We start from the raw sequence: 25708 nt of genomic DNA on the forward strand, positions 1-25708 counted from the left end.
TTGTAAGAGTACAATTAACCCTTACTGTCCAAAATGAGCAATCCCAACAAACTAAACCGAAGGTCTTTTCTAAAAGTCTCTGCTTTAGCAGGCGGAGGACTGATCCTCAGCTTTAATTGGCTGGCAGGATGCAAACCTGAGGAAATTGAAGAATTGGGACTTCCGAAAGAATGGTTTAGACTAAATGGCTATATCAAAATCGGAGAAAATGGATTGATTACCATTATGTCTCCTAATCCGGAAGGGGGTCAAAATGTCAAAACCTCCATGCCACTGATAGTAGCAGAGGAGCTAGATGCTGATTGGAAAAATGTAGTGGTCGAACAGGCTCCCTTGGATACCGATAATTTTACCCGACAATTTATAGGAGGAAGTCAGGCTATCCGAATCGGGTGGATTCCTTTGCGTACTGCCGGAGCAACAGCGAGACAACTTTTGATCAATGCTGCCTCCCAAGAATGGAATGCCCCTGCAGCTGAAATCACCACTGAATCAGGCTATTTGATCCATCAAGCCAATAATAAAAGGGCCCATTTTGGGGAAATGGCGTCTTTGGCAGCAACTCTTCCTCTACCTGAAAATGTAGAACTCAAGGATATCTCCGAATTCAAACTCATTGGGAAATCCCATAAAAATGTAGAGACCAAAAATATCATTACAGGAAAACCGCTTTTTGGGATTGATTACAAAAAGCCGGGAATGCTGATTGCCATGATTATTCATCCTCCAGCTCATGGGATGAAATTGAAATCATTCGACGACTCGGCTGCCAAAAACCTTCCCGGGATTAAAGGGATTTTTGAATTTAAATCCTTGCAAGATGATTACCCGAGGACATTTTTTGACACTGTTTCATTTACTGATTTGATTGCCATCGTCGGCGATAGCACTTGGCAGGTTCTCCAAGCCAAAAAGGCAATTAGCGCAGAATGGGAACCCATACAAGGCTATGAGGAAAAAAGGGATCGATTTGGAGCACCCGAAATTAGAATTGTTCCAACTGGACTTGAAAGCGAGGAAAGTCAGCGACTCAAAATGGAAGCCGCTGCTGAGAGCCCAAGAACTTTCAGAAAGGACGGCAATCCCGAACAGGCTTTTCAAAATGCAGCTCAAGTAATAGAGCGAACTTACGAAGCTCCTTTCCTCTCCCACAACTGTATGGAGCCAATGAATTTCTTTGCTCATGTGGAGGGAGATCGAGTGAATTGTGCCGGACCTCTTCAAAAACCGGAATTAACGGAGCAAGCACTTTCTCAACGGTTGGGTATTCCTGTAGAAAATATTGAAATCGAAATGACCCGCTTGGGCGGAGGTTATGGAAGGCGCTCCTATGCGCATTGGCTTGTAGAAGCGGCAGTTATTTCCCAAAAAATGAATGCTCCTATCAAGCTCATATATACTCGGGAAGATGATATGTCGGGAGGAATTTATAGATCCCGTTATCATGCTACTTATCGCGCTGCTTTAGATGAAAATAATCAATTGATTGGTTTTCATTTGATTGCAGGAGGCTTACCAGAAAATCCACTTTACCCAGATCGTTTCCCTGCAGGAGCAGTTGACAATTATTGGGCTGAAGGATGGGAAGTTCCTTCCAACCTAACAACAGGTTCTTTCCGGGCTCCCCGATCAAACTTTATGGCCGCTGTCGAGCAATCCTTTTTGGATGAAGTAGCTGAAGCTGCAGGAAAAGATCCAATTGACTTCCGCATGCAGCTTTTAGAGAAAGCCAAAGCAAATCCTGTTGGAGATAGAAATGACTATGACCCGGAACGCTATGCAGGAGTTTTGGAATTGGTAAAAAGCAAGTCAAATTGGGGACAGACTCCCGCTGGAATTTCAAGAGGAGTTTCGGCTTATTTCTGCCATAATAGCTACGCTGCACAAGTAGTGGATTTGAAAGTAGAAAATGGAGAAGTACAGATTGACAAGGTTTTCAATGCAATAGATTGTGGATTGGTAGTCAATCCGGATGCTGCCAAAAACTTGTGCGAAGGTGCAGTAGTGGATGGAATCGGAACAGCACTTTTTGGTGAGCTAAAGTTTAATCAAGGCATGCCTGACCGAATGAATTTTGATCGATATCGAATGATCCGGATGAAAGAAGCTCCAAAAGAGATTGAAACACATTTTGTAGAAAGTCAGATTGATCCAACTGGATTGGGTGAACCTGCCTACCCACCGGTTTTCGCAGCCTTAGCTAATGCACTGTATCAAGCGACAGGAAAACGATTCTACAAACAACCTTTCATTCATGAATTGATTGGATAAAAATGATTTCCTAAGCTTATCCGCTTGATTTATAATAGTTTCAGTTTGAATTTCGTAAGGTTTATCCCTCTTGGAATAATTATATTTAAGACTTAATTGAAAATACTATGGCTCAATTCAACCTCAATGTAAATGGAAAAACCCAACAGGTAGATGTAGATCCTTCTACTCCGCTTCTTTGGGTATTGCGAGATCATTTGGATCTTGTAGGAACAAAATTCGGTTGCGGTATCGCTCAATGCGGTGCTTGTACCATTCACTTAAATGGAACTGCGGTTCGCTCCTGTCAGCTTCCTGTTTCGGCAGCAGAAGGCGCCCAAATCACCACCATTGAAGGACTTTCTGAAAACGGAGACCATCCGGTGCAGCAAGCTTGGATGGAGCATGATGTTCCTCAATGTGGCTACTGCCAAGCTGGTCAAATCATGACTGCGGCTGCCTTGCTTCAGCAAAACCCTAATCCAAGCGATGAGGAAATTGAAAATGCAATGAACGGGAATATTTGCCGCTGCGGCACCTATTTGAGAATCAAAGCAGCTGTAAAAACTGCTTCACAGAAACTTTAAACCCTTTCAATCATGACCAAAGTAAACACAAAACTCGACCGAAGATCATTTTTGAAAGTTTCAGCATTAGCTGGAGGTGGCATGATGCTAAGCTTTAGCTGGTTGGCAGGTTGTAAGCCAACAGTTGAAGAAGAACTGGGATTGCCCAAGGAGTGGTTTGAATTAAATAGCTATATCAAAATAGGAGAAAATGGAGCTGTGACTCTTTACTCTCCAAATCCAGAATTTGGATCCAATGTCAAAACTTCCATGCCGATGATCTTGGCGGAAGAGCTTGATACTGATTGGAAAAATGTATGGGTAGAGCAAGCTGATTTTTATCCAGAACGATTCGACAGACAATTCACAGGAGGAAGTCAAGGTATCCGAATGGGATGGACTCCTTTGCGGACTGCTGGTGCTACAGCAAGAGCCATGCTGGTAGCTGCAGCTGCACAAAGTTGGAATGTCCCTGCAAATGAAATCACCACTTCAGCTGGAATGTTGGAGCATAAAGGCAGTGGTAAAAAAGCTAATTATGGTGAAATGGCTTCCCTAGCTGCCACCTTGGAAGTTCCTGAGGAGGTAGAATTAAAAGACATCAACGATTTCAAAATCATCGGTCAGTCCAAAAAGAATGTAGATGGACAAAAAATCGTAACAGGAAAGCCACTTTTCGGAATCGATCATAAGGTAGAAGGAATGAAATACGCTGCCATCGTACATCCTCCTGCTTTTGGTATGCGCCTCAAATCCTTTGATAAAAGTTCAGTAATGGGAATGTCAGGCATTCAGGATGTCTTCTCCATTAATGTATTCAAGGATGATTATGTCCAAAACTTTTTTGACACCACTACTTTCCCAGAGATTATTGCCATCGTAGGTAACTCTACTTGGGAAGTAATGCAAGCCAAAAAGAATTTGGTTGCGGAATGGGAAAAAGCTCCTGAAACAAAAATCGCAATGGCTGGATTCGGTGGAAACAGCATGGAAGTAACTGTTCCAGCAGGATTAGAGAATTCTTCCAGTCATAAATCAAGAATGGCTGAATTCCTAAAAAAGCCAGGAACAGTAGTTCGAAAAGATGGAGATCCTGAAGGCATGTTTAAAAAGGCTGCTAAAGTCATCGAACGAACGTACTCAGCTCCATTCTTGGCCCATAATACAATGGAACCTATGAACTGCTTTGCTGATGTTAAAGGTGATAGAGCCGTGATTTATGGTCCTACCCAGGCTCCTGAATTTATTATGGGTACAATTTCTAGTAGTTTGGGAATTCCTCGAGAAAATATTCAGATCAATTTAGCCCGTATGGGAGGTGGATTTGGAAGAAGGGCCTACAGCCACCACATGGTGGAAGCGGCTTTGATTTCTCAAAAAATACAGGCTCCTGTGAAGATGGTTTATTCACGGGAAGACGATATGTCAGCTGGTGTTTATCGTCCTACCTATTCTGCGACTTATCGAGCAGCTTTGGATGAAAACAACAATCTCCTTGCCCTGCATGTAAAGGCAGGTGGAATACCTGAATCTCCATTGCATGCTAATCGATTCCCTGCTGGTGCTTTAGATAATTACTTAGCCGAAAGTTGGGATATCCCATCCAATATCACAATAGGTGCTTTCCGAGCTCCACGATCTAACTTTATCGCTGGAGCTGAGCAAAGTTTCTTAGATGAATTGGCTGAGGAAATGGGAAAAGATCCAATTGATTTCCGTCTGGAATTACTTAAGCGAGCTGAAACTGATCCGGTTGGCAGCAATAATGATTATGATCCAAAACGCTATGCCGGAGTATTGCAGTTAGTCAAGGAAAAATCAAACTGGAGTCAAGCCCAATCAAATATCCACCGTGGTGTTTCTGCTTATTTCTGTCACAATTCTTATGTGGCTGAAGTCGTAGACACAGTCATCAAAGACAATAAGCCTGTAGTAGAGTCAGTCTATGCAGCAGTAGATTGTGGAATAGTAGTCAATCCTGATGCAGCTGCCAATATGGGTGAAGGTGCAATTGTGGACGGTATTGGAAATGCTTTCTTTGGGGAATTGGCCTTCAATAATGGAGCGCCGACAAAAACCAATTTCGATACTTACAGAATGATTCGACAAAAAGAATCTCCAAAGAAAATCGAGGTTCATTTTGTAGAATCCACCGAAAATCCAACTGGTTTGGGAGAACCACTCTTCCCTCCTGTTTTTGCAGCATTGGCAAATTCACTATACAAGGCAACTGGCAAGCGCTACTATGAGCAGCCATTTGCACCACAGTTGGAAATGGAAAATTTGAGAATGTAAGATTTGAATAAACCTTTGAGTTTTTCAAAACCTCGAAGGTTTACATTTAAAACAATTTTAACTGAATAGCCCGAGGAGAAATCTTCGGGCTTTTTTAGAATACTTGAAAAAGTTAGAAAACGTTCAACTGTTCAACGATGCTTCCATGCTGTCATTGATTTTGTCCAAATCAATGATATAGCCAGTTCCTTTCTCTGATAATATTGGCACAAACTTTCTTCCCCAAACAAATTCATTGTAGAGATAGGAAGTCCTGACATGGACAGAATCTGAATAAGCATCATTCATTCCTTCTACAGCTATTAAAATCTCTGTGTCCGAAGCAGCCATTTTCTCGGGTGTTTCTTTAAAAAATGGACTATCTGGAGTAATTGGATGAACTACCGTCCAGCTGGTTGAAAAGAACTGAATAAAATCCCGTTCCAAAGCTAGATTATAATACTTCCTGGTCAATTTCCCAGTTTCATCTTTTTCGTTTCGACTCATCATGACATTGACTTTTACATTAATCAAATGGCTATTCCGCTCATTGATCATTCTAAACATCAATCCATTCATATCCAGATAGGGTGATACCAAAATATTTCTACTGAATAAAATTTTCGGACTAGGGGTACTAAAGCGACCATAGACCAATCCCGTAATCAATGCAAACATCATCAAACCAACCAAGGCCTCCACAGCAGCCACTGCATTCGTCAAGCTTCCCAAAGGGCTGATATGCCCATATCCTACTGTGGTTAGTGTTTGACTACTAAAAAAGAAAGCTCCCCAAAAGGGAGAAACGAATTGGGTTTGCTCATCAATACCGCTGAGATGCTCTATTCCTATCGAGTAATATATACCTGCAAAAACCAGATTAACAATAAAATAGGAAAAGGCTATTACCAAAACGAATTCAAAAACCGGCATGGTAATCATCCGATGATAAAGATTGAGCCATGCCGAAAATGACTGCCCCTTTCTTTTAACATTAAAAGATCCATCAGGGAGGATTAACCTTGCACGATTACTTGTGGTGGCAGTACCAAATCCTGAATCTTTCCGATTCCTCTCCTCTTCTAATTTGGATATTTTCGCCCCGACTTTTTTACTCATTTGTGCTCATTTTTTGAAAAGAAAATTCACCAAAAACCAATAAGACTGTTGATTCTGCTCTTCGCTTAAAGAAAACAAAATAGAAATTTATCTCTACTTGCAGAAATCCATTTTTTGAGGATAGCCAAAGGAAGAGCACGAAAAAACTTATCCATATCAGAATAACAATTACTCACATTTCCCTTGAGAAGTAGCAATTATTCAGACTAATCAATAAATTCTGATCTCAAAACCCTAATAGCCTATGAAACCAATCACTTTAAGTAGAATTCAAGCTACTTTCCTGATTATTACTTTCCTTGTAGCATTTTCTCCGATAATAGCTTTCGGCCAACAATCCCCTTTAAAACCCCGAATTATCATCACAGCAGACCCCGAATTGGATGATAATAATTCTCTGATTCGAATGATTCTCTACAGTTCAGATCTTCAAATAGAGGGCTTAATCTATGCAAGCAGTCAGTTTCATTGGAAGGGAGATGGAAAAGGTACCAAGTGGTTTGTACCGGGAAGAGAGTATGATCGATTTGGAATGAATGAGTGCCCCTGTGAGTCTTGGAGGTGGGCTGATGATGAGCGATTTATTCATGAAATCGTGGAAGCTTATGAAAAATCGTATCCGAATCTAAAAATCCATAATTCTGATTACCCTAACCCGGAACAATTAAAATCAGTCATCCGATATGGAAATATTGAATTTGACGGGGACTACAGTAAAGATTCACCTGGTTCAGAATTGATAAGGGAATTAATCCTGGATGAAAAACCCGGAAAACTATTCATTACCGCTTGGGGAGGTGGCAGCACGATTGCCCGGGCATTATATTCTATACAAAGAGACTTTGAGTTTACTGAGGACTGGAAAGAAATTCAAGATAAAATCAGCAGAAAAGTAGTGCTTTTACCCTCTGGAGATCAGGATGATACGTTTGCCACTTACATCCGTCCCAATTGGCCAAATATCGAAATTCGGCAATTCCGTCAGGTACCAAGCTATGGCTATGGAGCACAAATCAGAGCTACTCCTGAAAATGCGCCTTTTTTAACTTCCCAATGGATGAAAGAAAATATCTCTGACAGCGGACCTTTTGGAGAACTTTATCGGGTTTGGGGCGATGGAAAGCAAATGGTTGAAGGCGATAAGGTTGATTATTTTGGATTTGCAGGGTATACCAATGAACAGCTTAAGGAGATGGGGTACTTTGTTTGGCTACCCGTACAAGAAAAAGGTTCTTGGCTAGGTGAAGGAGACAATCATACAGTAATGAACATGCTTGGAAATGGGCTTCGGGCATTTGAAAAAGGAACTTATGGCGGATGGGGAGGTAGAACCATTCTTACTGAACAACCCAGTCAAGTTCCTGGAATGGGCTCAACCGGATCGGCTGAAGATATGGCTGCTCTACTTTCTTCGCAAAATAGAGCGCAAAACGAATTAGAAGATTTCCCCAATTATTTCCCTGCAGCCCAACGAGACTTTGCAGCTAGAATGAAATGGTCTGTAAGTCCAAAATTTGAAGATGCAAATCATCCTCCCATGGTCAAGGTTCAAGGACCTTTGACCTTAGCTGTATCTCCCGGTCAAAAAATCAAACTACATGCTGAATCGAAGGATCCTGATGGCAACCAAGTAGAGCTTTCTTGGTATCAAACCCCAGTCAGTGGAAATGAAGTAAAAGCATCCTTTTCCCAAACTTCAGGCAAATCCATAGAGCTAAGTATTCCGGAAGATGCAATCCCCGGTCAAGAAGTTCATGTGATTGTGGCAGGCACCGATGATGGCTCCCCTAAATTGACAAACTATCAGAGGGTGACCATTATCATTAAAGGCCAATAATCCTTATAAAAAAATCCCCTGAAAATTCACTTCAGGGGATTTTTCAATTTAAAAATGTTTCCAACCTTGGGCTTTAATCTGTACGGCTGTTCCACTTTTAGTTACCAAGAATTTGCCTTCTTCTGCTTTGGTGATATGACCAATAAAATGGATGTCGGGATGCTTTTCCAATTTTGGAAAATCCTTCTGGTCAATTGAAAACAACAACTCATAATCCTCTCCCCCATTCAAAACACAGGTAATAGGATCAATTCCAAGTTCTACTGCCGTATCATAAGTCTGCTTGTCGATCGGAAGTTTGTCTTCATAAATGGTTGCCCCTACACCGGAAGCTTTGCTGATATGGAAAATTTCAGAAGCCAAACCATCTGAAATATCCATCATGGAAGTTGGAACAACTCCAAGGTCTCTGAATTCGTGGATGATATCCATTCGAGCATCTGGCTTCAATTGACGACCACTCACAATGGCATATTTTTCCAAATCAGGCTTCATATTAGGATTGGCTAAATACACCTGTTTTTCCCGCTCCAAAACCTGAAGTCCAACCAAAGCTCCTCCCAAGTCGCCAGTAACACAAAGAATGTCATTGACTTTGGCTCCACTTCGGTAAGTCACTTGTTCTTTTTTAGCTTCTCCGATAGCGGTAATGGAAATAACCAAACCTCCCCTTGAAGCCGTCGTATCACCTCCAACCAAATCCACTCCATAATGCTCACAAGCAGCATTTATTCCTGAATAGATGGCATCTACTGCCTCCACAGAAAAACGATTGGAAAGCGCAATACTCACAGTTATTTGCTTGGGAATGGCATTCATGGCTGCAATGTCAGATACATTCACAGCAACAGCCTTAAATCCCACATGAGGCAAAGGAGCATAGGCCAAATCAAAGTGAACTCCTTCCAACAATAAATCGGTGGTCACCACTTTCACATGGTCGCCAGCATCAATTACTGCCGCATCATCCCCAATTCCTTTTAGCGTGGATGAATTCTTGATTTGAACCTTTTCATTCAAATGATCGATGAGCCCAAACTCACCCAACTCACTTATTTCTGTTCTTTTTTCAGACATATCTTATTGTACCAAGTATTAAGTCCAAAGTACCAAGACTGCATATTTTCGACTTGGCATCTTTAAAGTCGGACTTTTTTCTACCTACGATTTACTACTTACAAATTCTTCTCTTGGCAAAGTTCTACCAACACCCCATTTGTGCTTCGAGGATGCAAAAATACCACTAATTTATTATCGGCTCCTTCTTTGGGTGTTTCATTTAAAATTTCAAACCCAGCATCCTTCAAGCGCTTTACTTCCAAATGAATATCTGCAACATCGAATGCTATATGGTGGATCCCCTCATTTCGTTTTTCCAAGTATTTGGCAATGGGACTATCCGGACGGGTAGCTTGAAGTAATTCCACTTTTGTTTCTCCAACTAGAAAGAAAGAGGTTTCCACACCTTCACCTTCCACTCTTTCGGATTTATATGCCTCTTTCCCCAACAATCTGGCAAACAACTCATTGGATTTTTCTAAATCCGCAACCGCAATCCCGATATGCTCAATTTTTCTCATGTTGATAATTCTTATATTTGTAAGTGAATTATTTAGAACGAGGGTGCGTTTACCCTGCTAAATAAAATTGGAAGACGTAAAGTTAAGAATATATGATCATCGTATCTGATAAGGCGAAAGAGCGGATTTTGGAATTAAAGAAAGAAGAAGGCCGAACCGAAAATGAAAACATCCGCGTATCCGTAAAAGGTGGTGGTTGCTCAGGATTGATGTACGACCTGAATTTTGATGCTCAAACTACCGAAACAGACCATGTTTTTGAAGACAAAGGAATCAAAATCATCGTGGATCGAAAAAGTTTGCTCTATTTGGCTGGAACCACGCTAGAATTTAGTGATGGACTTAATGGAAAAGGTTTTCAATTCATCAACCCGAATGCAAGTCGCACCTGCGGTTGTGGAGAAAGTTTTTCAGTCTGATAAAATTTAACGCAATTTGAAAGCAACCTTCGGGTTGCTTTTTTTATGGAAAAACTTAATGCTAAGTCCTTTTCCGGCCTCGTGTCTATTTTTTGTACAAATTCCTTTCCTCAAAATCCGCCTCAATCCTTACCTTTGGCGACAAATCAAGTCAATCATGGAAGAAGCAGTCAAAAAAATCCAACTCAACGATTTACACGAGGCCCTAGGAGGCAAAATGGTTCCTTTCGCAGGTTTTAATATGCCTGTTCGCTATAGTTCCGATAAAGAGGAGCATCAATGTGTCCGTCAGGGAGTTGGGGTCTTTGATGTTTCCCACATGGGAGAATTTATGGTTGAAGGACCAAATGCTTTGGAATTGATCCAAAAGGTGACTTCCAACGACGCTTCCAAATTGGTGGATGGACAGGCACAGTATTCCTGCTTTCCAAATCAGACTGGAGGCATCATTGATGACTTGATTGTATACAAGTTTGCAGATGAAAAATACATGCTGGTAGTCAATGCTTCCAATATTGAAAAAGATTGGAACTGGGTCAATCAGCACAATACCATGGGTGCCAAGCTCAAGAATATTTCAGATGAAATCTCCCTTTTTGCCGTTCAAGGCCCAAAAGCCATCGAGGCTGTTCAATCCCTGACCCCGGTAAATCTTTCCGAAGTAAAATTCTATCATTTTACTGTAGGTGAATTTGCGGGCGTTCAAGATGTCATTATTTCAGGAACAGGCTATACAGGTGCTGGAGGTTTTGAGATTTATGTAAAAAATGAAGATGCCGAAAAGGTTTGGAATGCCATTTTTGAAGCTGGAAAGGACTTTGACATCAAGCCAATCGGATTGGGAGCAAGAGACACCTTGCGATTGGAAATGGGCTATTGTCTATATGGAAATGACATTGACGACACCACTTCACCAATCGAAGCCGGATTGGGATGGATTACCAAGTTTACCAAGGATTTCATTAACTCTGAGGCATTAAAAGCTCAAAAAGAAGCTGGTGTAACCCGGAAATTGGTCGGATTCGTGATGCAGGAAAGAGGTATCCCAAGAGGGCATTATCCAATTGTCGATGCTGAGGGCAACTTGATAGGTGAAGTAACAAGCGGAACCATGTCTCCATCCATGGAAGTTGGAATCGGTTTGGGTTATGTCAAAACTGAATTCAGTAAACCAGGAATAGAAATTTTTATTCAAGTCAGAAATAAAAATCTGAAAGCTCAGGTAGAAAAACTTCCTCTTTATAAAGGATGAATCAATTAGAAGTTTGCTTTAGCCCTGAACTGATTCACTTGCACGATTTGGAAGGAAAAATCGTGGTGGTGGTTGATATTTTTAGGGCTACTTCTACAATGATCGCTGCTTTGGCAAATGGCATTGAAGAAATTCAAACCTTCGCCGATTTGGAAAGCTGTCGTTCCATGAGGGAAAAAGGCTATCTAATTGCAGGAGAGAGAAATGGGAAAACTGTTGAAGGGTTTGATTTGGGAAATTCTCCTGTAGCTTTTTTAGAGGAATATTATGGAGGGAAAAAATTGGCAATGACCACCACCAATGGAACCTTAGCCATTTCCAAATCCCAGTCAGCTGATGAAATTCTAATCGGAGCTTTCCCTAATTTTTCTTCAAGCATTCGCTATATCCAAGCACAACAAAAGGATGTCCTGATTCACTGCGCAGGCTGGAAGGGCCGTTTCAACTTAGAGGACTCCCTTTATGCAGGGGCTTTGGCCAAGGCTCTTGAAGGCACCCATTCAAGTGATGATGATGGAGCCTTAGCCATGAAAACCCTTTTCGAAAAAGAGGGACATCAACTCAAACAATACCTCAGTAAAGCATCCCACGCCAAGCGCCTTCAAAACCAAGGAATCGAAAAGGACATTGATTTTTGCCTGACTTTGGATTTGTATTACCTGGTGGGGAAGGTGGTTAACGATAGGGTAAGGCCAATTTCTTTTTGAGATACTGAAAACTTTCTTATTGCGCTAGGAAAGGTTACTTTCAGAAATTAAAGAAGCATCCTCTTTACCATTCTAGAAAAATGAAAACCTTCAACTACCAAAACAGAAACCTTTTTTCAGGCCCTCATTTATTAGGTTTAATTTTAGTATTGGTAGGAATTTTTGTTTTGATCAGCCCGTCTTTTTTAGAAAGTGGAAGTTCCTTGGAAAAAGTCATTACAATTGGAGTAGCAACTCTTATCATTGGACTCATCATTCTTTCATCCTACAGTGGGACCCTGCTCGATTTTTCGAAAAATAGGTATAAAAACTACTTTTCCATTTTGGGCTTTCGATTTGGAGATTGGAACCAATTACCTCAAATATCCAAAATTGAAGTACTTCCCTACAGCTATAAAAGTCAAAATGTACCCAATGGAATTAGCCCCACGCTTTCCGGAACAGTAAATTCTTTTAAAGTCAGTTTGTTTTCTAAATCCCATCAACGTGTCTTTTCTTTTCATTATTCCAAATTGAATAAAGCCGTCAAAAAAGCGAATCAAATTGCGGTTGATTCTAACGCGGACTTAATTATTTCGTCAATTCAATGAATTTGTTTTTGAGAAATAATGGAGACTTTATCTTTGGAATAAGTGTCCATTTTCCAAACAAAGATTTTCCCAATCCCCCCTTTCTTTCAGAACTTTCCAAAATTGCTGGTATTTTCAGGATTCCATTTAAACCAGCAAATGATGAAAAACCTTTTTGGCCTTTTACTGATTTGTCTACTCTTCTCCTGTCAGCCGGAAGAAAAACTTCCACGAATTGCTATAGCAGGATTAGCGATCGAATCCAGCACGTTTTCTCCAGCTAGATCTACGGCAGAATCATTCAAAGCACGAATCGGGGGTGATATTTTCAATTACTACCCATTTCTAGCCGATAGCTCTTCCAATCGAAGCCGGGCCGAATGGTTCCCAACTTTAAGAGGACATGCGATTCCTGGCGGTATGGTTACTCGCGATGCCTATGATTCTTTAGTCAATTTGACCTTGGATATGTTGAAAGAAAATCTGCCTTATGATGGACTTTTCTTTGATATTCACGGTGCAATGAGTGTAGAAGACTTAGATGATCCTGAGGGAGATTTTATCATCAAAGTACGAGAGGTAGTGGGTCCGGAAACCATAATTTCCACATCCATGGACCTTCATGGCAATGTTTCCCAGCGATTAGCAGAAAACACTGATTTGATAACTTGCTACCGAATGGCTCCCCATGAAGACGCCTTGGAATCAAAACAACGCGCAGTTGAAAACCTTCTCGATCGACTAGAAAGCGGAAAAGGAAAACCTGCCTATAAAGCCTGGATTCCTGTCCCAATTTTATTGCCAGGAGAAAAAACAAGTACTAGAATTGACCCAGGAAAATCGCTTTACGCAAAAGTGGATCCTCAGACAAAAAAAGAAGGAGTGATTGATGCGGCTATTTGGATAGGCTATGCTTGGGCTGATGAACCTAGAAATCATGCCGTTGTCATGGTAACTGGAGATGATGAAAAGGAAGTAAAAGAAAGTGTAGAATACCTTGCTCAAAGTTTTTGGGATGTTCGAAATGAATTTGAATTTGTAGCACCTGTGGCATACTTGAATGAAAGCTTGGAAATGGCTCTTAATAGTGAGAAAAAACCATATGTTATTTCCGATATGGGGGATAATCCAACCGCAGGAGGAGCAGGTGACGTTACTTGGACCTTAAATGAGATTTTAAAGCGTCCTGAATTCCAATCCGAAAATGGACCTGAGTTGATTTATGCTTCTATTCCCGGTCCTGAATTGATTGAAAAGGCCAAATCGGCACAAGTTGGTGAAAAAATTTCGGGATATGTAGGAGCTATGGTAGATGATCGTTTTGCTCCTCCAATTTTGCTAGAAGGAAAGCTTTTGGCAATCAAAGAAGGGGATCTTGATGGAAAAACTGAAATAGTCGTCCAAGTAGGTTCGGTAAAAGTAATTGTCACCGAAAAACGTAAGCCTTACCATCACGAAAAGGATTTTACAGACCTACAGCTTGATCCTCGAGGGACTGATGTTTTGGTTGTAAAAATTGGCTATTTGGTCCCTGAACTTTACGATCTCCGTGGAGATTGGATTATGGCTTTGACTCCGGGAGGTGTGGACCAAGACCTTCAGCGATTGGGATATCAGCGAATTAATCGTCCCATGTTCCCGCTTGATCCTGATATGGCAGACCCTGATTTAAGTGTTAGATGGATTAAAAAATCTGGGTCTTAAAGATTCGAAAAACAAGATCTGTATTCGGAGACTAGGTGATTTTTGTCATTAGAATACCGGCGAAAATCACCTAATATTAAGTATACCAAAAGTTCGAATACCATGATCAAGAAACATCCATTACAGGAAGAATTCCCGGAGTTTGAAGATAAAATCAGTCAATTGAAGGTAGAGGATGACTACTTTAAAAATCTCTTTAATGACTATGATGAGGTAGATCATGAAATCTACCGAATTGAAACAGAAACTGAGCCGGCATCCGATGAAACAACCAATCAACTTCACATCAAACGGATGCGTCTAAAAGATGAAATATATCGGATTTTGAAGGAAAACTAATTGAAAAGAGGCTGTCAGGTTTAGTCTTTTTGTCACATTGGGTTCTTTCATAGCTCTCAAGCAGGCGCTCAGTCTGACTAAGAATAAACTTAAATAACAGCCTCTTTTTTATTTCAACTTTTCATTATTTCGATGACGGTCTTTATCTCGAATATTTTTCTTTTCAAAATTCCGTCTCAAAGCTTCCGTAAGGTCTACCCCGGTTTGATTCGCTAGGCATATCAAAACCCATAACACATCAGCCATTTCGTCTCCTAGGTTTTTATCCTTGTCTGATTCCTTGAAGGACTGTTCCCCGTAAGTTCTAGCCATGATTCTGGCCATCTCCCCCACCTCTTCCATCAAGATAGTCATATTGGTTAGTTCATTGAAATAGCGAACTCCCACAGTTTTGATCCACTGATCAACAAGCTCTTGGGCTTCGGAAATTGTAATTTCTGATTTGATATCACTCATGTTTAAATAGTTCAAATTCCGGAACAAATAAAATGATTTTTCGAAGAGCAGCCCCAGATCAAAACAAATGAAGTTTTGATCTCTCATAATTTTGGAAATGAAAAAAATAAATTACCTCAAATAAATATTCTCAAATTCAATCACATAGATTGCTGAAAGTCTTTTTCAAAGTACCCACAAAACACCTCCACATGCATCCCAAACCTAGTTCAGTTGAAGAATATATCAGCTGGTTTTCTCCTGAGATTCAATCAAAGCTTCAGCAAATCAGAGAAATACTAAAAAAGGCCTTGCCAGAGGCAAAAGAAGTTATTAGCTATCACATGCCGGCATTTAGAACCTCTGAAGTCTTGGTTTATTATGCAGCTATGAAAAACCATTTAGGCTTTTACCCAACGAGTTCAGGAGTAAGTAATTTCAAAGACCTACTCGAGGATTACGAAACTGGAAAAGGGGTAATTCAAATTCCATACGATCAGGAAATCCCAGAAGAATTAATCACCCAAATCGCACTCTTTAGAAAAGCTGAGGCTAAGGAAAAACAAGAGCGAAAGCTTAAGAGGTGATTCGCTTGATTTCGTTCAGGAAGAAATCTATTTCAGCTTTGGAGTTGTAGATATGCGTGGATACCCGGATGGCGTTGAGATTTGCCTCATGAACTCCCCGGATCCGTATCTGCTTTTGGCTTAAAGCTGAGGCTATTTCACGATAATCCATTCTTGGAACACGAAATGAAACCACACAAATTCTTGATTCCCGTTCCTCAGGGGTTAGAATCTCCAATTTTTCAATTTGCTTCAAACCTTCATATAGATAGTCATTCAATTCCCGAATTCGAGCTTCGATTCTATCCCTTCCAATTTCTTCATGAAAATTTACAGCAGCCACCACCCCTACATGCATAGGAGTACTTTGAGTACCATAATCGTATCGATGAGCTGTATCTACATATCCTCCAAATTCCCTTTCATCTACCGAAAGTTTCCAGCTTTTTTCAGATTTTGCTCCAACTTGGTAAGCCTGTAATTGATCGAGCATTTCTTCTCGCACAAACAAAAAGCCACTACCATTTGGTCCAAGCATCCATTTATGAAAACATCCGGCATAAAAGTCACATCCTAATTCCCGGAGATTGAGTTGGACTGTACCTGCGCCATGGGCTCCATCAATTGCAGTATAAATTCCTCTTTCTCTCGCAAAATCAGCTATTTCACGAATGGGAAACACCGTACCAGTAGTACAGGTAATATGTGGAATGGCAATCGCTCGGGTTTTTGAAGTCACCAAACTTTTGATGATTTCCAAATTCTTTTCTTGAGTATCAGAAGGTTGAAAAACCTTCAAAACAATTTGATCTAAATGAGCTCGATTTAACCACGGAATCGCACTTCCCGCATGTTCATGGGCAGTTACTATCACCTCATCCCCCGCCTGAAGAGGCAACCCTTGAGCCATGATATTGATACCCTCCGTGGTATTATGAGTCAGCGAAATCTCGGATTTTTTTACTCCAAAAAAATCGGCGATCCGCTCTCTTCCTGAATCAGGGTTACCATAGACACCTGTTTCATTGGTTTCTTGGAAAGATAGATGAATAGCCTCCAAAACCGACTTTGGAGAAGGTCCAAAGGTCCCGTTATTCAAATAAATTCGAGACTTCTGAAGGGGAAACAGTTCCCGGATTTCTTCCCAGGATTGTTCGGATAATGGCAAAAAATTGCTTTGGTCAAGATTGCTTAGAAAAGAAGGAGCAAATAAACCCAGCCCCATTTTTTGAATGAAATCCCTTCGATTTCCCATAATTTTTAGAATTGATGCGAGTGAATGATAAGAGAATTGAAGATACCATTTTGCCTCAGATATAAAAGCTCAAAAAACAGCAAGGTCAAAAAATCAAATTTTAGCGGAATGTGACCGCAATTCTATTACAATCAGATAAAATCTCAATCTTAAAGTTGGAAAACTCGGTCTACTGAAGCAGGAACATCCTCGGGATAATGACTTACAAAAATCAATGTCACGCCAGAAAATTCGCAGACTTTCTGCACTGTTTCTTTAAACAAATTCCGTTTTGCTTCATCCAAACCTTGAGAAGCTTCATCCAAAATCAATAGCCTTGGCTTTTTAATTAGCGCTCTAGCAAGAAGTGTCCAGCGTTGTTGCTCAAGGGCTAAGCGCTGAATTGGAATGTCTGCAAACTCTTCCAATTCAAATAATTTCATCCATTGTTTAGCAAGATTTTCTTGTTCTGGAGAAACCTTTTTAAACAAGCCCATGGTATCAAAAAGACCAGAAAGAATCACTTTCCTACAGGTTTGATTGGTTGGAAAAAATCTAGCCAACTCAGGTGCTACAAAGCCGGTTGGTCGTTTTACATCCCAAATGGATTCACCAGTTCCTCTCTTTCTTCCAAACAACCAGATATCTTGAGAATAGGATTGTGGATTTTCGCCGATTAACAAGGAAATCAAGGTCGATTTTCCAGAACCATTTGCTCCCCTCAATTGCCATTTTTCACCCACTTCAATGCTCCAATTAACTTGATCTAGGATCTTTTTCCCTTGATAAGAAATGGAGACATTTTTCAACTCAATTATTGATTCACTACTTCCATTTTTATCATCCTTTACCAACTCCTGAAGTAAACCCCAATCCCAGTTCTTTTTCAAATTGAGATGCTCTACTAGATGGAATTCCTCCTTTTTCCAAATTCGGGCTATTCCGGAATAATCCAATTGAGCAATGTGAGTTACGCCATCAGGAATATCTTGAGCGTTACAAGTAAGTAAGACTTGGGTTCCAGCATCCAGAATACTTCGAAGCACTTTCCCAAAATTTGCTCTACTTTGAATATCAAGCCCTGTCGTTGGATGGTCCATGAGAAAAATGCTTGGCTGACGCATCAAGCCACTCGCCAAAGCCAACCTCCTTGTTTCTCCATTAGAAAGTTTAAGCAGAGACTCATCCCGAAGTCTGTCCAAGTCAAGCAAATCCAAAACTTTCTGAAGCGTCCAAGGTCCTTGAACTTTCGGCTCAACTTCCCTAAGATATTGCTCAACTGTTGCCGTCTCCTCTGATTCTGAGGAATTGAAGCGTTGCTGGAAATAAAAGTTTTGTTGGTTGAATTTGTTTCGAAATTCATACTTCTGAGACACATATGCCATCAAATCCCGAAAGCTGTGAACTTCTTTTTGAGAAGATTTTTCTTCTATGTATTCTTGAGCAAAATGTGTTTGAAATTTCCCATTACGAATCAGCGTATTTCCCCGAAGGGTTTCTAGAAACGCAGTTTGAAGCCATCCGGACTCACTGATAATCGCCCAGGTCTGACCTTCCTCCCATTGAAAATTCAGATTTTGGAATGCTTGCTTACCCTTAAAAAAAACTTGGGCTTGTTGAATATTTAGAAGGATAGATTTCATTTCTCTTCAAAAATAGAAGAAAAATCAAACCTTGTTTTTGCTGTCAATCACAATCGTGACCGGTCCATCATTGATTAAAGAGACTTTCATGTCCGCTCCAAACTCACCTGTACCAATTGGTTTTCCTAATTCCTGCTCTAAAGAAAGTATCATTTTTTCATATAAAGGAATCGCCACAGGTGGTTTTGCCGCCTTGATATAGGAAGGTCGGTTACCTTTTTTGGTACTTGCATGCAAAGTGAATTGGGAAATCAATAATACCTCGCCTTTGACTTCTAAGAGGCTTCGATTCATCACCTCATTTTCGTCAGGGAAAATACGGAGATTGACAATTTTCTTCGAAAGCCAGTCAATGTCTTCTTGATTATCTGCATCCTCGATTCCTAAAAGAATCATCAAACCTGTTCCAATGGAAGATTTGATTTTCCCTTCAATCTTTACCGAAGCTTCGGAGACTCGCTGAATGACTGCTATCATGACTTTTTCTTTGCTGTGAGATCTTGCATTTCGCCGGAGCTAATTCGCTCTAAACCACTTCTCTCAGAATCCAGGTCAACCTTCACCATGGATTTGGCAACCTGATAATCATAAATCGGTCTGAAATTCTTGAACAATTTCAACCAAACCAATGGCTTCATCAGGATAGTTGCTACCAATTCTCCAAACCTAAATTCATGTCGATTTCCAAGCAAAAGAGAAGGCTGATAAATCTTTAAGCAATCAAAACTTAAGGATTCAAGATCTTTTTCGGTTTTCCCTTTTACCTGATTGTAAAAAATACCTGATTCGGCATTTGCACCCATTGCAGAGACATAATGGAAGGAATTTGCCTCTAATGATTTTACCCAAGAGGCAAAAGCGATGACCAAATCATGATCTATTTCAAAAAACCGCTCTTTGGAACCTGCTTTTTTGATAGTGGTTCCTAAAGAACAAAAGCCTGAAATTTGAGCTGATTTGGACTCCAAAGCCAGAACCAAATCTCGATATTCACCTCCTATAGACTCAGCATTGATTGATTCAGCCCAATTCCAATCCTGGATTTTTGCCAGATTACCTTCCAACTGAACTAGCTTAGGATGCTTCAAGGTTAGTTTCCTACGTCCTACACTGATTACATAATCATAAGCAGCACTTTTAAGCAATTGATCCAGCAACTGCATGCCGATCAATCCGGAAGTTCCAGACATTATTGCAATTCTCATATATCAAATGCTTGGGAGAAACAATCCCCTAATTCCTGCTCCAAAGATTGGTTTTTATCCCTTGCATACCAAAGGTGTACTTCTTGAGTGAATTCTTTTGAAGTTTTGCCTTTAGGATCCTCCCGAAATGCTCTTTGTTTTTCAATCAAATACTTGGGTTTTGGCCCCCAAGAAAAATATTCTTTATTAAGTCCGGGACTTAATGCGATCAACTTAGGAATAGACCTAGCGCCATTTGTCAAATGCGCATCGATGATGTCTGGATTTTCATCCCGAAGAATCAATCGAAGCTGAATTCCAGGATTCAAATCCGCTAATTTATTCATGTAAGGAATGGTTTGACCAGCATCTCCACACCAAGCTTCAGTTATAACCAACCAAATTTGAGGAGGAAGCTTTTTGACCCGCTCTTCCATTTCCGGTGAAACCTTCGCCACCTTATCCCAGCGATTCATCCGCTGAATTGCCATGCGGGTGTATTCCAAATAAGCCTCTGATTGATTTTCTCCAGTGGTTTTCCCTTCGGAAAAAAGCGCATCTACCAGCTCGCGATATTGCGAGTAGGTCATGGCATTAGCAATCGTATCGGAAGTAATGGTTTTTGGTTTCGTAATTTGGTCCAACATAAATTCTCGGATTTGGACTCTAAACAGACTAGTTTATATCTGAGTTCGCTCCCAATCTAAAAAATCCGTCACCTCGTCTTTTACCTTGGTAAAAATGGCCATAATCACAGACAAGTCATCTGCAAATCCGAAGAAGCCCAAAAAATCCGGAATAATATCTACAGGAGATAAAAAGTAAACCAATCCCAATAAAATCAATCCCAAAGTCGAAGCGGATAGCTTATGTGCACCTGAAAAATGAGCTTTAATCATTCGAATAAAGACTGAAATTGGTTCCACCAGTTTTTTTACCCGGGGATTATCCTTTAATGCAGTCAATTTATTCTTAACCCCTGAAAGCAATTCACGGACTTTCGCTTCCTTTTGAGCCAAGGCTTCCACCTGCTTCCCAAAAAGCGCTCGAGCTTGCTCGATTAATTGGCCGGTTTTGTCTTTCAGTTTTGACATGAGATTAGAAATAAATATTGATCTCTGACTTTACCTGTTTCAAAGCAAAGGCAATCGCATCATTTTTTCGATCCATGGTTACGGAGAAAATAGCTTTTGCCAAGTCCATCCCACTATCCTGACCTTCGGTCAAACTTTGTCTTCCTAAATTCACAATGGTGGTTACCTCCTCTATTGCACGCTTGACAGCTTCCCAGGTTTCATCCGAGAAATACACCTGCTGGGAATAGTTGTGGCTAAATTCATCCCGTACTTCAGTCAATAATTGGGAATGAAGCTCAGCAGCACTCATTCCGGAAACATTGGCTCTACGAACCAGATTATTTGGAGTAATCCGCTCCAGTAACAAACACAAGCGCTCTGCTGCCTGTAAACGTATAGGAAGGATGCTTTGCGTATTTTGAGTTTTTAAATCCACGAGCATTTTTTCCCTTTCCTTTGAAAGAAAAGAAACTACGACAAGGTACATCCCATAAAGTACAGCTCCAGCAGGAAGCAAAATTTTCAGTAAATCAACCAGGTAATCCATATCTCTTAAGTAGAATCTTCGAATATCCGCAAATTATCCCGCCTTGAAAACGGTTCCTTGTGTAAATTTGATTCAAATTCGAACCAATTTCCTGCCAAAATCATTCGAAGTACATGCTAATTCCGATTACAATTACAGAAAAAGCTGAGGCTGAGATCAAAAACATCATGGCCAATAAAAATATTCCTTCCGATTATTTCCTTCGGGTTGGAGTAAAAGGTGGAGGTTGCGGAGGCATGTCCTATGCCCTGGGATTTGACAAACCCAAAGAAGAGGATCAGCAATTCGATATTGGAGGAATTCCGGTGTTAATTGAGAAAAAGCACTATATGTTTTTGATGGGGATGCAAATTGACTTTTTCGAAAGCGATGAAGCAAGGGGGTTCACTTTTGTAAATCCTGATATCCCTAAACGACATGATCAATAATTCTTTGTATCTTCTGATCTTTAAACCCCAAGAACATGAAGATATTTTTCAGCATTTTGCTTTGCCTAGGCATTAGCAATTTTTCTTTCGCACAGGTCAGAAATCTCGCAGAGGGAGAAAAATCGGGAAAAGGTACGGTTGAAAACCTTGATTGGCTGGTAGGGTATTGGTCAGGAACTGGATTTGGGGGAGAATGTGAGGAGGTATGGATGCCGGAAGTAGACGGGCATATGGTTGGCACTTTTCGATTTTGGGAAAACGGCCAATTGGTTTTCTCTGAATTCATGAATTTGATCCAAGATGGAGAAAGTGTCACTATGAAGCTGAAGCATTTTAGTCCCGACTTAGAGGGCTGGGAAGAAAAGGAAGAATGGACAGTTTTTCAGTTGATCGAGCTAGGTGAACAAAAAGTCTGGTTTAATGGAATGACCATTGAACGAAAAGGAGATCAATTGATATATCATCTCAATGTTTCGGATGGAGCTGAAACTAAAACCGAAATACTGAACTTATCAAAAAAGGCTCTCTAGAGTCTCAATTTTAAAGTTTTTGATCTAGTTAGAACAAAGATTTGATGCCAATTAACTGAAGACCTAGAAGAGTTTTAGTGATCAAAAATCTTCAAATCCGGGCTTCACTAAATCCCAAAATTCATCCAAAGCGATTATTCTTGGTTTTAAAAATGAGATGATGGAAGGCCAATCATTTTCATTCATTACATCTACTCCTTCCATTCTTTTTTCCACTTTGGATATGAGCTGACCAAATTCATTGGATTGATGAAGTTGCCAATCCCAAACTTCTCCAGTACACTGTTCCAAGATCTTTCGAAGTTGCATCAGATGCTCGAAAAATAACTGCTGCAATTCTTCATCCTTATGAGTGACCTCAATTCCTACTGTGGCAAAGCCTCTTTCGGCTCGCAAACGAAAATAAATATCCTTGACTCCGGTCTTATAATTTTGCCAATTGACTCTTCCTCCCTGAACATTTGGAACAGGTTTCATATACTGGCCAAAAGCTATCCAAAAGCTCTTTCTGATTCGGGATGTTTCGGATCGGGAATACAAAACCTTAGCTGTAATCTTCGGGGTATTGGATTTGTACGGAAGAGAAATTCACCAAACCTCCCAATGAAGGATGGTGCTTTTTCAATGTGAGTTTGATTTGCTTGGTTTCTGGATAGGCTTCCAAAATATCTTGGACGATTAAATGACCTAAATGCTCTAACAACTTGACCTTCTCTCCCATTCTTGCCTTGATGAGCTGATATAATTTGGAATAGTCCACCGTTCCATTCAAATCATCATGAAGCATCGCTTCTTTGAAATCAGTATCTAATTCTAAATCCAGTGTAAAACGATTCCCAAGAATAGCTTCTTCAGGGTAAACTCCATGATATGCATGAAACTCAATGCCTTCGAGTGCAACTTTTCCCATCAGTCAAATTGGTCAAAGAAAGAACCTGATTGTTTGTTTGGATCTTCTTCTTTTGGAGATTCAGTTTCTTTTTCAGCCGGAGTAGGAGTTTCATTTTTCACTTTTTTCACATCCTCTTCTTCAACTTTAGGCTCGATTGTTTCTTCCTCTTCTGGTTCTACTTCAGGAGCTTCACCTTGTACATCAGGTGTAGAATCATGGATTTCAATTTCCAATTCTTCCTCGATCACCTCCATTTCAGCCATTGGATCCTCCTCCTCTTGTTCTACCGTTATTTCGGTTTGGGAAAGACTCTGACCTACTTGTTCAGCAAGGCTCTCTAGATTACCAAAAGTAAAAGCTTGGGACCGACTCAATTCCTCCACAGCCCGAGCAAGTGCCTTCGCATCAATTCTGGAAAAATGAGCATCTGAAAGTTCAATTTGATTGAGCATGTCCTGAGAAATTCGGCGTAAGCTTTTCACCAAATTTTCTCGCTGCTCCACCAAGCTTTCATAACTACGCACCAATCCCTGCATGCTTTCACGAAGTTCAACGATTACTTCTTTAGCCTTTGCTTCTGCAGCAGCGATGATTATAGCCGCATCAGCTTCCGCTTTTTGCTTGGTCTCTTTTATGATTTTTTCAGCATACTCATTTGCATGCTTCGCATTGTAATTTGCTTCCTCGATGATTTGATCCGCAGCAGCATTTGCTTCCTCGATGATACTAGCCCCAGTATCTTCAGCAGTCTTGAGCGTTCGAAAAAGGCTATCCTCTACATCTTTGAGTCGCTTAGCTTCACTCTCCACTTGCTGCAGCTTGCTTTTCAACTCTAAATTTTCCTGACAAACCTGATCAAATGATTGACTCAATTGATCCAGAAACTGCTCCACTTCTTTTTTTTCATATCCCCGAAAGGATGTTTCGAATGACTTCTTACGAATCTCTGTGGGTGAAATTTTCATGCTTTTAAAGTTCTAAATTCCAAATAGAAATAGTGCGGTCATCCGAAACGGAAATAACATCTTGACTGTAGGTACTCCAAATCACTTTGTTGATGGAGGTTCCGTGCCCGGCATTTCGTGCCTTATCGATGACTTTTAATAATTTTTGCTGTTGAGTATCCCAGACTTTAATTGATTTATCCATGGAGCAGGTCACAAAATATGCCCCATCTTCCCGGAATGAAAGGTAATTTATCGCATACATATGTGCGATGATATTTTCTTTCTGTGTGTAAGAATTGGTCTCCCAAAATTTTAAATGGGCGTCTCTAGCTCCGCTGATTAACAATTCCTCATCAGGAGAAAAGCTCAAGGCAAATACCGAATTACTATGTCCTGTGAGATTTGCTATGGGCTTGAAATCCTCAGACAAATCCAAAATTTTGACTGTATGATCAGATAAACCGATCGCAAGGTGCATTTTCTTCAAAGCCACATCCATCACACGGATACTTTTTGAACTCAGCTTGATATGCTTTCGCACAGCTTGACTTTGAATATCCACCACAGTCAAAACTCCATCACCAGTGCCTACTAAAATTTCATCTCCAAGTACAGTGATGTGAAAAATAGCCTGATCGGTAAGCTTCAGTGACCAAATTTCTTTATTCTCCTGAAGATCAATCACATGAATTCCTTCAAAATTATGCCCAATAATCAGCCAATTTCGAAGCCGATCAACTGCTAAGGCATAGACTGAATGCGGAAGTTTTGCAACTAATTTACCGTCTTTGGGCTTATCTAAATCCCATTCTACTACCATCCCATCCCCGGCACCTGTATAAAAAAATCTAGGATCAGGCCCTTCTGCTAAAGCATAGATGCAATCATTGTGGCCGGTAAGGGTGTGTAATTTATTAACTTGGATTTTTGACATATATTGGCTTTTGTTTGGGAATTCCCCATTTGCCTATGCAAACAAAAATAGAAAAAATTGATTCTCAATCGGCCTTGGTTTTGAAGATTATTGAAGACCAGCCACTGACTCAGTTAGATTTTTTGAGTTTTCGGGAAAGGCTTTCCTATGCAAATATTTCTCATTCCGAAAAAAAGCGGGAATGGGCTTCCTCAAGACTAGCCATCAAACAGGCTATGGATGAGCTGAAACTCCCCTATCCGGGGTTTTTCAAAGACGAACACGGAAAATCACAAGCCATGCAAGGAGGCGGTCATGTTTCCCTCACGCACACCTTGGGATATGCAGGTGCAATTTTCCATCGAGAATTACCTGTTGGGATCGATATGGATTTAATTCGGGAAAAAATCATTCGAATAGGCTTCCGATTTTTGGATCCTTCTGAGTTGGATTTTTTGGAAAAAGACCCTGTCCATTATACCCTCGCATGGTCAGCTAAGGAATCAATTTTCAAGTGCCAAGGAAAAAAAGGTGTCTCTTTTCGAGAAAACATCCTATTGGAACCATTTGATAAAAATGCCAAAACAATCAAGGGGAAAATTCACGGAACGGATTTTGCAAATCATCATTATGAAGTGAAAGCTGAAATTATTCAAGACGTGGTATTGACCTATACCATTTGGTAAAATTGAAAGCC

The 25708-nt window shown here is 40.5% G+C and carries 29 protein-coding genes; 14 read left to right on the forward strand and 15 right to left on the reverse strand.

The features are described 5' to 3' along the window. Positions 1 to 33: 33 nt before the first annotated feature. From NY014_RS05605 to NY014_RS05615, 3 genes are all read left to right on the forward strand, one after another. Complete coding sequence (locus NY014_RS05605; RefSeq protein WP_259413571.1) at positions 34 to 2271, forward strand: xanthine dehydrogenase family protein molybdopterin-binding subunit; 2238 nt, start codon at positions 34 to 36, stop codon at positions 2269 to 2271. Positions 2272 to 2378: 107 nt separating this feature from the next. Beyond that, complete coding sequence (locus NY014_RS05610; RefSeq protein WP_135073280.1) at positions 2379 to 2837, forward strand: (2Fe-2S)-binding protein; 459 nt, start codon at positions 2379 to 2381, stop codon at positions 2835 to 2837. Positions 2838 to 2849: 12 nt separating this feature from the next. Next, positions 2850 to 5111 carry a xanthine dehydrogenase family protein molybdopterin-binding subunit gene (locus NY014_RS05615; protein WP_259413573.1) on the forward strand — a complete coding sequence of 754 codons (2262 nt, stop codon included), beginning with the start codon at positions 2850 to 2852 and terminating at the stop codon, positions 5109 to 5111. A 123-nt stretch (positions 5112 to 5234) separates the two neighbouring features. Here the strand turns inward: NY014_RS05615 and NY014_RS05620 are convergent, their stop codons facing one another. Continuing rightward, entirely contained in the window at positions 5235 to 6209 is a 975-nt protein-coding gene (locus NY014_RS05620) for an ion channel (RefSeq protein ID WP_259413574.1), read from the reverse strand. Positions 6210 to 6453: 244 nt separating this feature from the next. Between NY014_RS05620 and NY014_RS05625 the strand changes: the two genes are divergently transcribed. Further along, positions 6454 to 8046, forward strand: coding sequence for a DUF1593 domain-containing protein (locus tag NY014_RS05625; protein ID WP_259413575.1), 1593 nt, complete (start codon positions 6454 to 6456; stop codon positions 8044 to 8046). Positions 8047 to 8094: 48 nt separating this feature from the next. Here the strand turns inward: NY014_RS05625 and thiL are convergent, their stop codons facing one another. Both thiL and mce read right to left on the reverse strand, forming a co-directional pair. Then, entirely contained in the window at positions 8095 to 9123 is a 1029-nt protein-coding gene (thiL, locus tag NY014_RS05630; protein ID WP_259413576.1) for a thiamine-phosphate kinase, read from the reverse strand. Between the two features lie 98 nt (positions 9124 to 9221). Continuing rightward, positions 9222 to 9626, reverse strand: a complete 405-nt coding sequence (mce, locus tag NY014_RS05635) for a methylmalonyl-CoA epimerase (RefSeq protein WP_259413577.1) — start codon at positions 9624 to 9626, stop codon at positions 9222 to 9224. 92 nt (positions 9627 to 9718) lie between these two features. Here mce and NY014_RS05640 point away from each other — a divergent pair, with 92 nt between their 5' ends. The 6 genes from NY014_RS05640 to NY014_RS05665 all read left to right on the forward strand — a co-directional run bounded on the left by NY014_RS05640 (position 9719) and on the right by NY014_RS05665 (position 14616). Then, positions 9719 to 10045 carry a HesB/IscA family protein gene (locus NY014_RS05640; protein WP_259413578.1) on the forward strand — a complete coding sequence of 109 codons (327 nt, stop codon included), beginning with the start codon at positions 9719 to 9721 and terminating at the stop codon, positions 10043 to 10045. A 157-nt stretch (positions 10046 to 10202) separates the two neighbouring features. Beyond that, complete coding sequence (gene gcvT / locus NY014_RS05645) at positions 10203 to 11297, forward strand: glycine cleavage system aminomethyltransferase GcvT (protein WP_259413579.1); 1095 nt, start codon at positions 10203 to 10205, stop codon at positions 11295 to 11297. After that, positions 11294 to 12004 carry a 2-phosphosulfolactate phosphatase gene (locus NY014_RS05650; RefSeq protein WP_259413580.1) on the forward strand — a complete coding sequence of 237 codons (711 nt, stop codon included), beginning with the start codon at positions 11294 to 11296 and terminating at the stop codon, positions 12002 to 12004. The genes gcvT and NY014_RS05650 overlap by 4 nt, the downstream gene beginning before the upstream one ends. An 80-nt stretch (positions 12005 to 12084) precedes the next feature. After that, positions 12085 to 12594 carry a hypothetical protein gene (locus tag NY014_RS05655; RefSeq protein WP_259413581.1) on the forward strand — a complete coding sequence of 170 codons (510 nt, stop codon included), beginning with the start codon at positions 12085 to 12087 and terminating at the stop codon, positions 12592 to 12594. 141 nt (positions 12595 to 12735) lie between these two features. Then, on the forward strand, positions 12736 to 14277 hold the full coding sequence (locus NY014_RS05660; protein ID WP_290426998.1) for a M81 family metallopeptidase: 1542 nt from the start codon (positions 12736 to 12738) through the stop codon (positions 14275 to 14277). Between the two features lie 102 nt (positions 14278 to 14379). Then, the gene (locus tag NY014_RS05665) at positions 14380 to 14616 is read left to right on the forward strand and encodes an HP1242/YdcH family protein (protein WP_259413583.1); all 237 of its coding nucleotides are present in this window, start codon (positions 14380 to 14382) and stop codon (positions 14614 to 14616) included. A 108-nt stretch (positions 14617 to 14724) separates the two neighbouring features. On the opposite strand, the gene NY014_RS05670 is transcribed toward NY014_RS05665, so the two are convergent. Beyond that, positions 14725 to 15072: a nucleotide pyrophosphohydrolase gene (locus tag NY014_RS05670; protein WP_202615356.1), complete on the reverse strand. Its 348-nt coding sequence runs from the start codon at positions 15070 to 15072 to the stop codon at positions 14725 to 14727. 191 nt (positions 15073 to 15263) lie between these two features. Here NY014_RS05670 and NY014_RS05675 point away from each other — a divergent pair, with 191 nt between their 5' ends. Beyond that, positions 15264 to 15638 carry an iron chaperone gene (locus NY014_RS05675; RefSeq protein WP_259413584.1) on the forward strand — a complete coding sequence of 125 codons (375 nt, stop codon included), beginning with the start codon at positions 15264 to 15266 and terminating at the stop codon, positions 15636 to 15638. Here the strand turns inward: NY014_RS05675 and NY014_RS05680 are convergent. The 7 genes from NY014_RS05680 to NY014_RS05710 all read right to left on the reverse strand — a co-directional run bounded on the left by NY014_RS05680 (position 15628) and on the right by NY014_RS05710 (position 21301). Continuing rightward, positions 15628 to 16872: an aminotransferase class V-fold PLP-dependent enzyme gene (locus tag NY014_RS05680; RefSeq protein WP_259413585.1), complete on the reverse strand. Its 1245-nt coding sequence runs from the start codon at positions 16870 to 16872 to the stop codon at positions 15628 to 15630. The genes NY014_RS05675 and NY014_RS05680 overlap by 11 nt on opposite strands. 149 nt (positions 16873 to 17021) lie before the next feature. Beyond that, positions 17022 to 18494 carry an ATP-binding cassette domain-containing protein gene (locus NY014_RS05685; protein WP_259413586.1) on the reverse strand — a complete coding sequence of 491 codons (1473 nt, stop codon included), beginning with the start codon at positions 18492 to 18494 and terminating at the stop codon, positions 17022 to 17024. Positions 18495 to 18518: 24 nt separating this feature from the next. Further along, complete coding sequence (gene dtd / locus NY014_RS05690) at positions 18519 to 18971, reverse strand: D-aminoacyl-tRNA deacylase (RefSeq protein WP_259413587.1); 453 nt, start codon at positions 18969 to 18971, stop codon at positions 18519 to 18521. Further along, positions 18968 to 19699: a Rossmann-fold NAD(P)-binding domain-containing protein gene (locus NY014_RS05695; RefSeq protein WP_259413588.1), complete on the reverse strand. Its 732-nt coding sequence runs from the start codon at positions 19697 to 19699 to the stop codon at positions 18968 to 18970. Before NY014_RS05695 ends, dtd begins: the two co-directional genes overlap by 4 nt. After that, complete coding sequence (locus NY014_RS05700; protein WP_259413589.1) at positions 19696 to 20325, reverse strand: thioredoxin family protein; 630 nt, start codon at positions 20323 to 20325, stop codon at positions 19696 to 19698. Before NY014_RS05700 ends, NY014_RS05695 begins: the two co-directional genes overlap by 4 nt. Positions 20326 to 20358: 33 nt before the next feature. Then, the gene (locus tag NY014_RS05705; RefSeq protein ID WP_259413590.1) at positions 20359 to 20772 is read right to left on the reverse strand and encodes a YkvA family protein; all 414 of its coding nucleotides are present in this window, start codon (positions 20770 to 20772) and stop codon (positions 20359 to 20361) included. Positions 20773 to 20776: 4 nt separating this feature from the next. Then, positions 20777 to 21301, reverse strand: coding sequence for a DUF7935 family protein (locus NY014_RS05710; protein WP_259413591.1), 525 nt, complete (start codon positions 21299 to 21301; stop codon positions 20777 to 20779). Between the two features lie 113 nt (positions 21302 to 21414). Between NY014_RS05710 and NY014_RS05715 the strand changes: the two genes are divergently transcribed. Together NY014_RS05715 and NY014_RS05720 are read left to right on the forward strand one after the other, a co-directional pair. Next, on the forward strand, positions 21415 to 21729 hold the full coding sequence (locus tag NY014_RS05715) for a HesB/IscA family protein (RefSeq protein ID WP_259413592.1): 315 nt from the start codon (positions 21415 to 21417) through the stop codon (positions 21727 to 21729). 35 nt (positions 21730 to 21764) lie between these two features. Further along, positions 21765 to 22259 carry a DUF6265 family protein gene (locus NY014_RS05720; protein ID WP_259413593.1) on the forward strand — a complete coding sequence of 165 codons (495 nt, stop codon included), beginning with the start codon at positions 21765 to 21767 and terminating at the stop codon, positions 22257 to 22259. Positions 22260 to 22340: 81 nt separating this feature from the next. Here NY014_RS05720 and NY014_RS05725 read toward each other — a convergent pair whose 3' ends face one another. From NY014_RS05725 to NY014_RS05740, 4 genes are read right to left on the reverse strand one after another with little or no spacing between them, the layout of a single operon-like run. Then, the gene (locus NY014_RS05725; protein WP_259413594.1) at positions 22341 to 22799 is read right to left on the reverse strand and encodes a DUF4268 domain-containing protein; all 459 of its coding nucleotides are present in this window, start codon (positions 22797 to 22799) and stop codon (positions 22341 to 22343) included. A gap of 4 nt (positions 22800 to 22803) precedes the next feature. Beyond that, on the reverse strand, positions 22804 to 23169 hold the full coding sequence (gene folB / locus NY014_RS05730) for a dihydroneopterin aldolase (protein ID WP_259413596.1): 366 nt from the start codon (positions 23167 to 23169) through the stop codon (positions 22804 to 22806). Beyond that, entirely contained in the window at positions 23169 to 24116 is a 948-nt protein-coding gene (locus NY014_RS05735; RefSeq protein WP_259413597.1) for a DivIVA domain-containing protein, read from the reverse strand. The genes folB and NY014_RS05735 overlap by 1 nt, the downstream gene beginning before the upstream one ends. Before the next feature lie 4 nt (positions 24117 to 24120). Continuing rightward, complete coding sequence (locus NY014_RS05740; protein ID WP_259413599.1) at positions 24121 to 25032, reverse strand: WD40 repeat domain-containing protein; 912 nt, start codon at positions 25030 to 25032, stop codon at positions 24121 to 24123. Positions 25033 to 25067: 35 nt separating this feature from the next. Between NY014_RS05740 and NY014_RS05745 the strand changes: the two genes are divergently transcribed. Then, positions 25068 to 25697 (forward strand): 4'-phosphopantetheinyl transferase family protein, encoded by a 630-nt coding sequence (locus tag NY014_RS05745; RefSeq protein ID WP_259413600.1) that lies wholly within the window; start codon positions 25068 to 25070, stop codon positions 25695 to 25697. Positions 25698 to 25708 lie beyond the last annotated feature (11 nt).

Source organism: Algoriphagus limi, assembly GCF_024919275.1.
In the GTDB taxonomy this organism is placed as follows: domain Bacteria; phylum Bacteroidota; class Bacteroidia; order Cytophagales; family Cyclobacteriaceae; genus Algoriphagus; species Algoriphagus limi.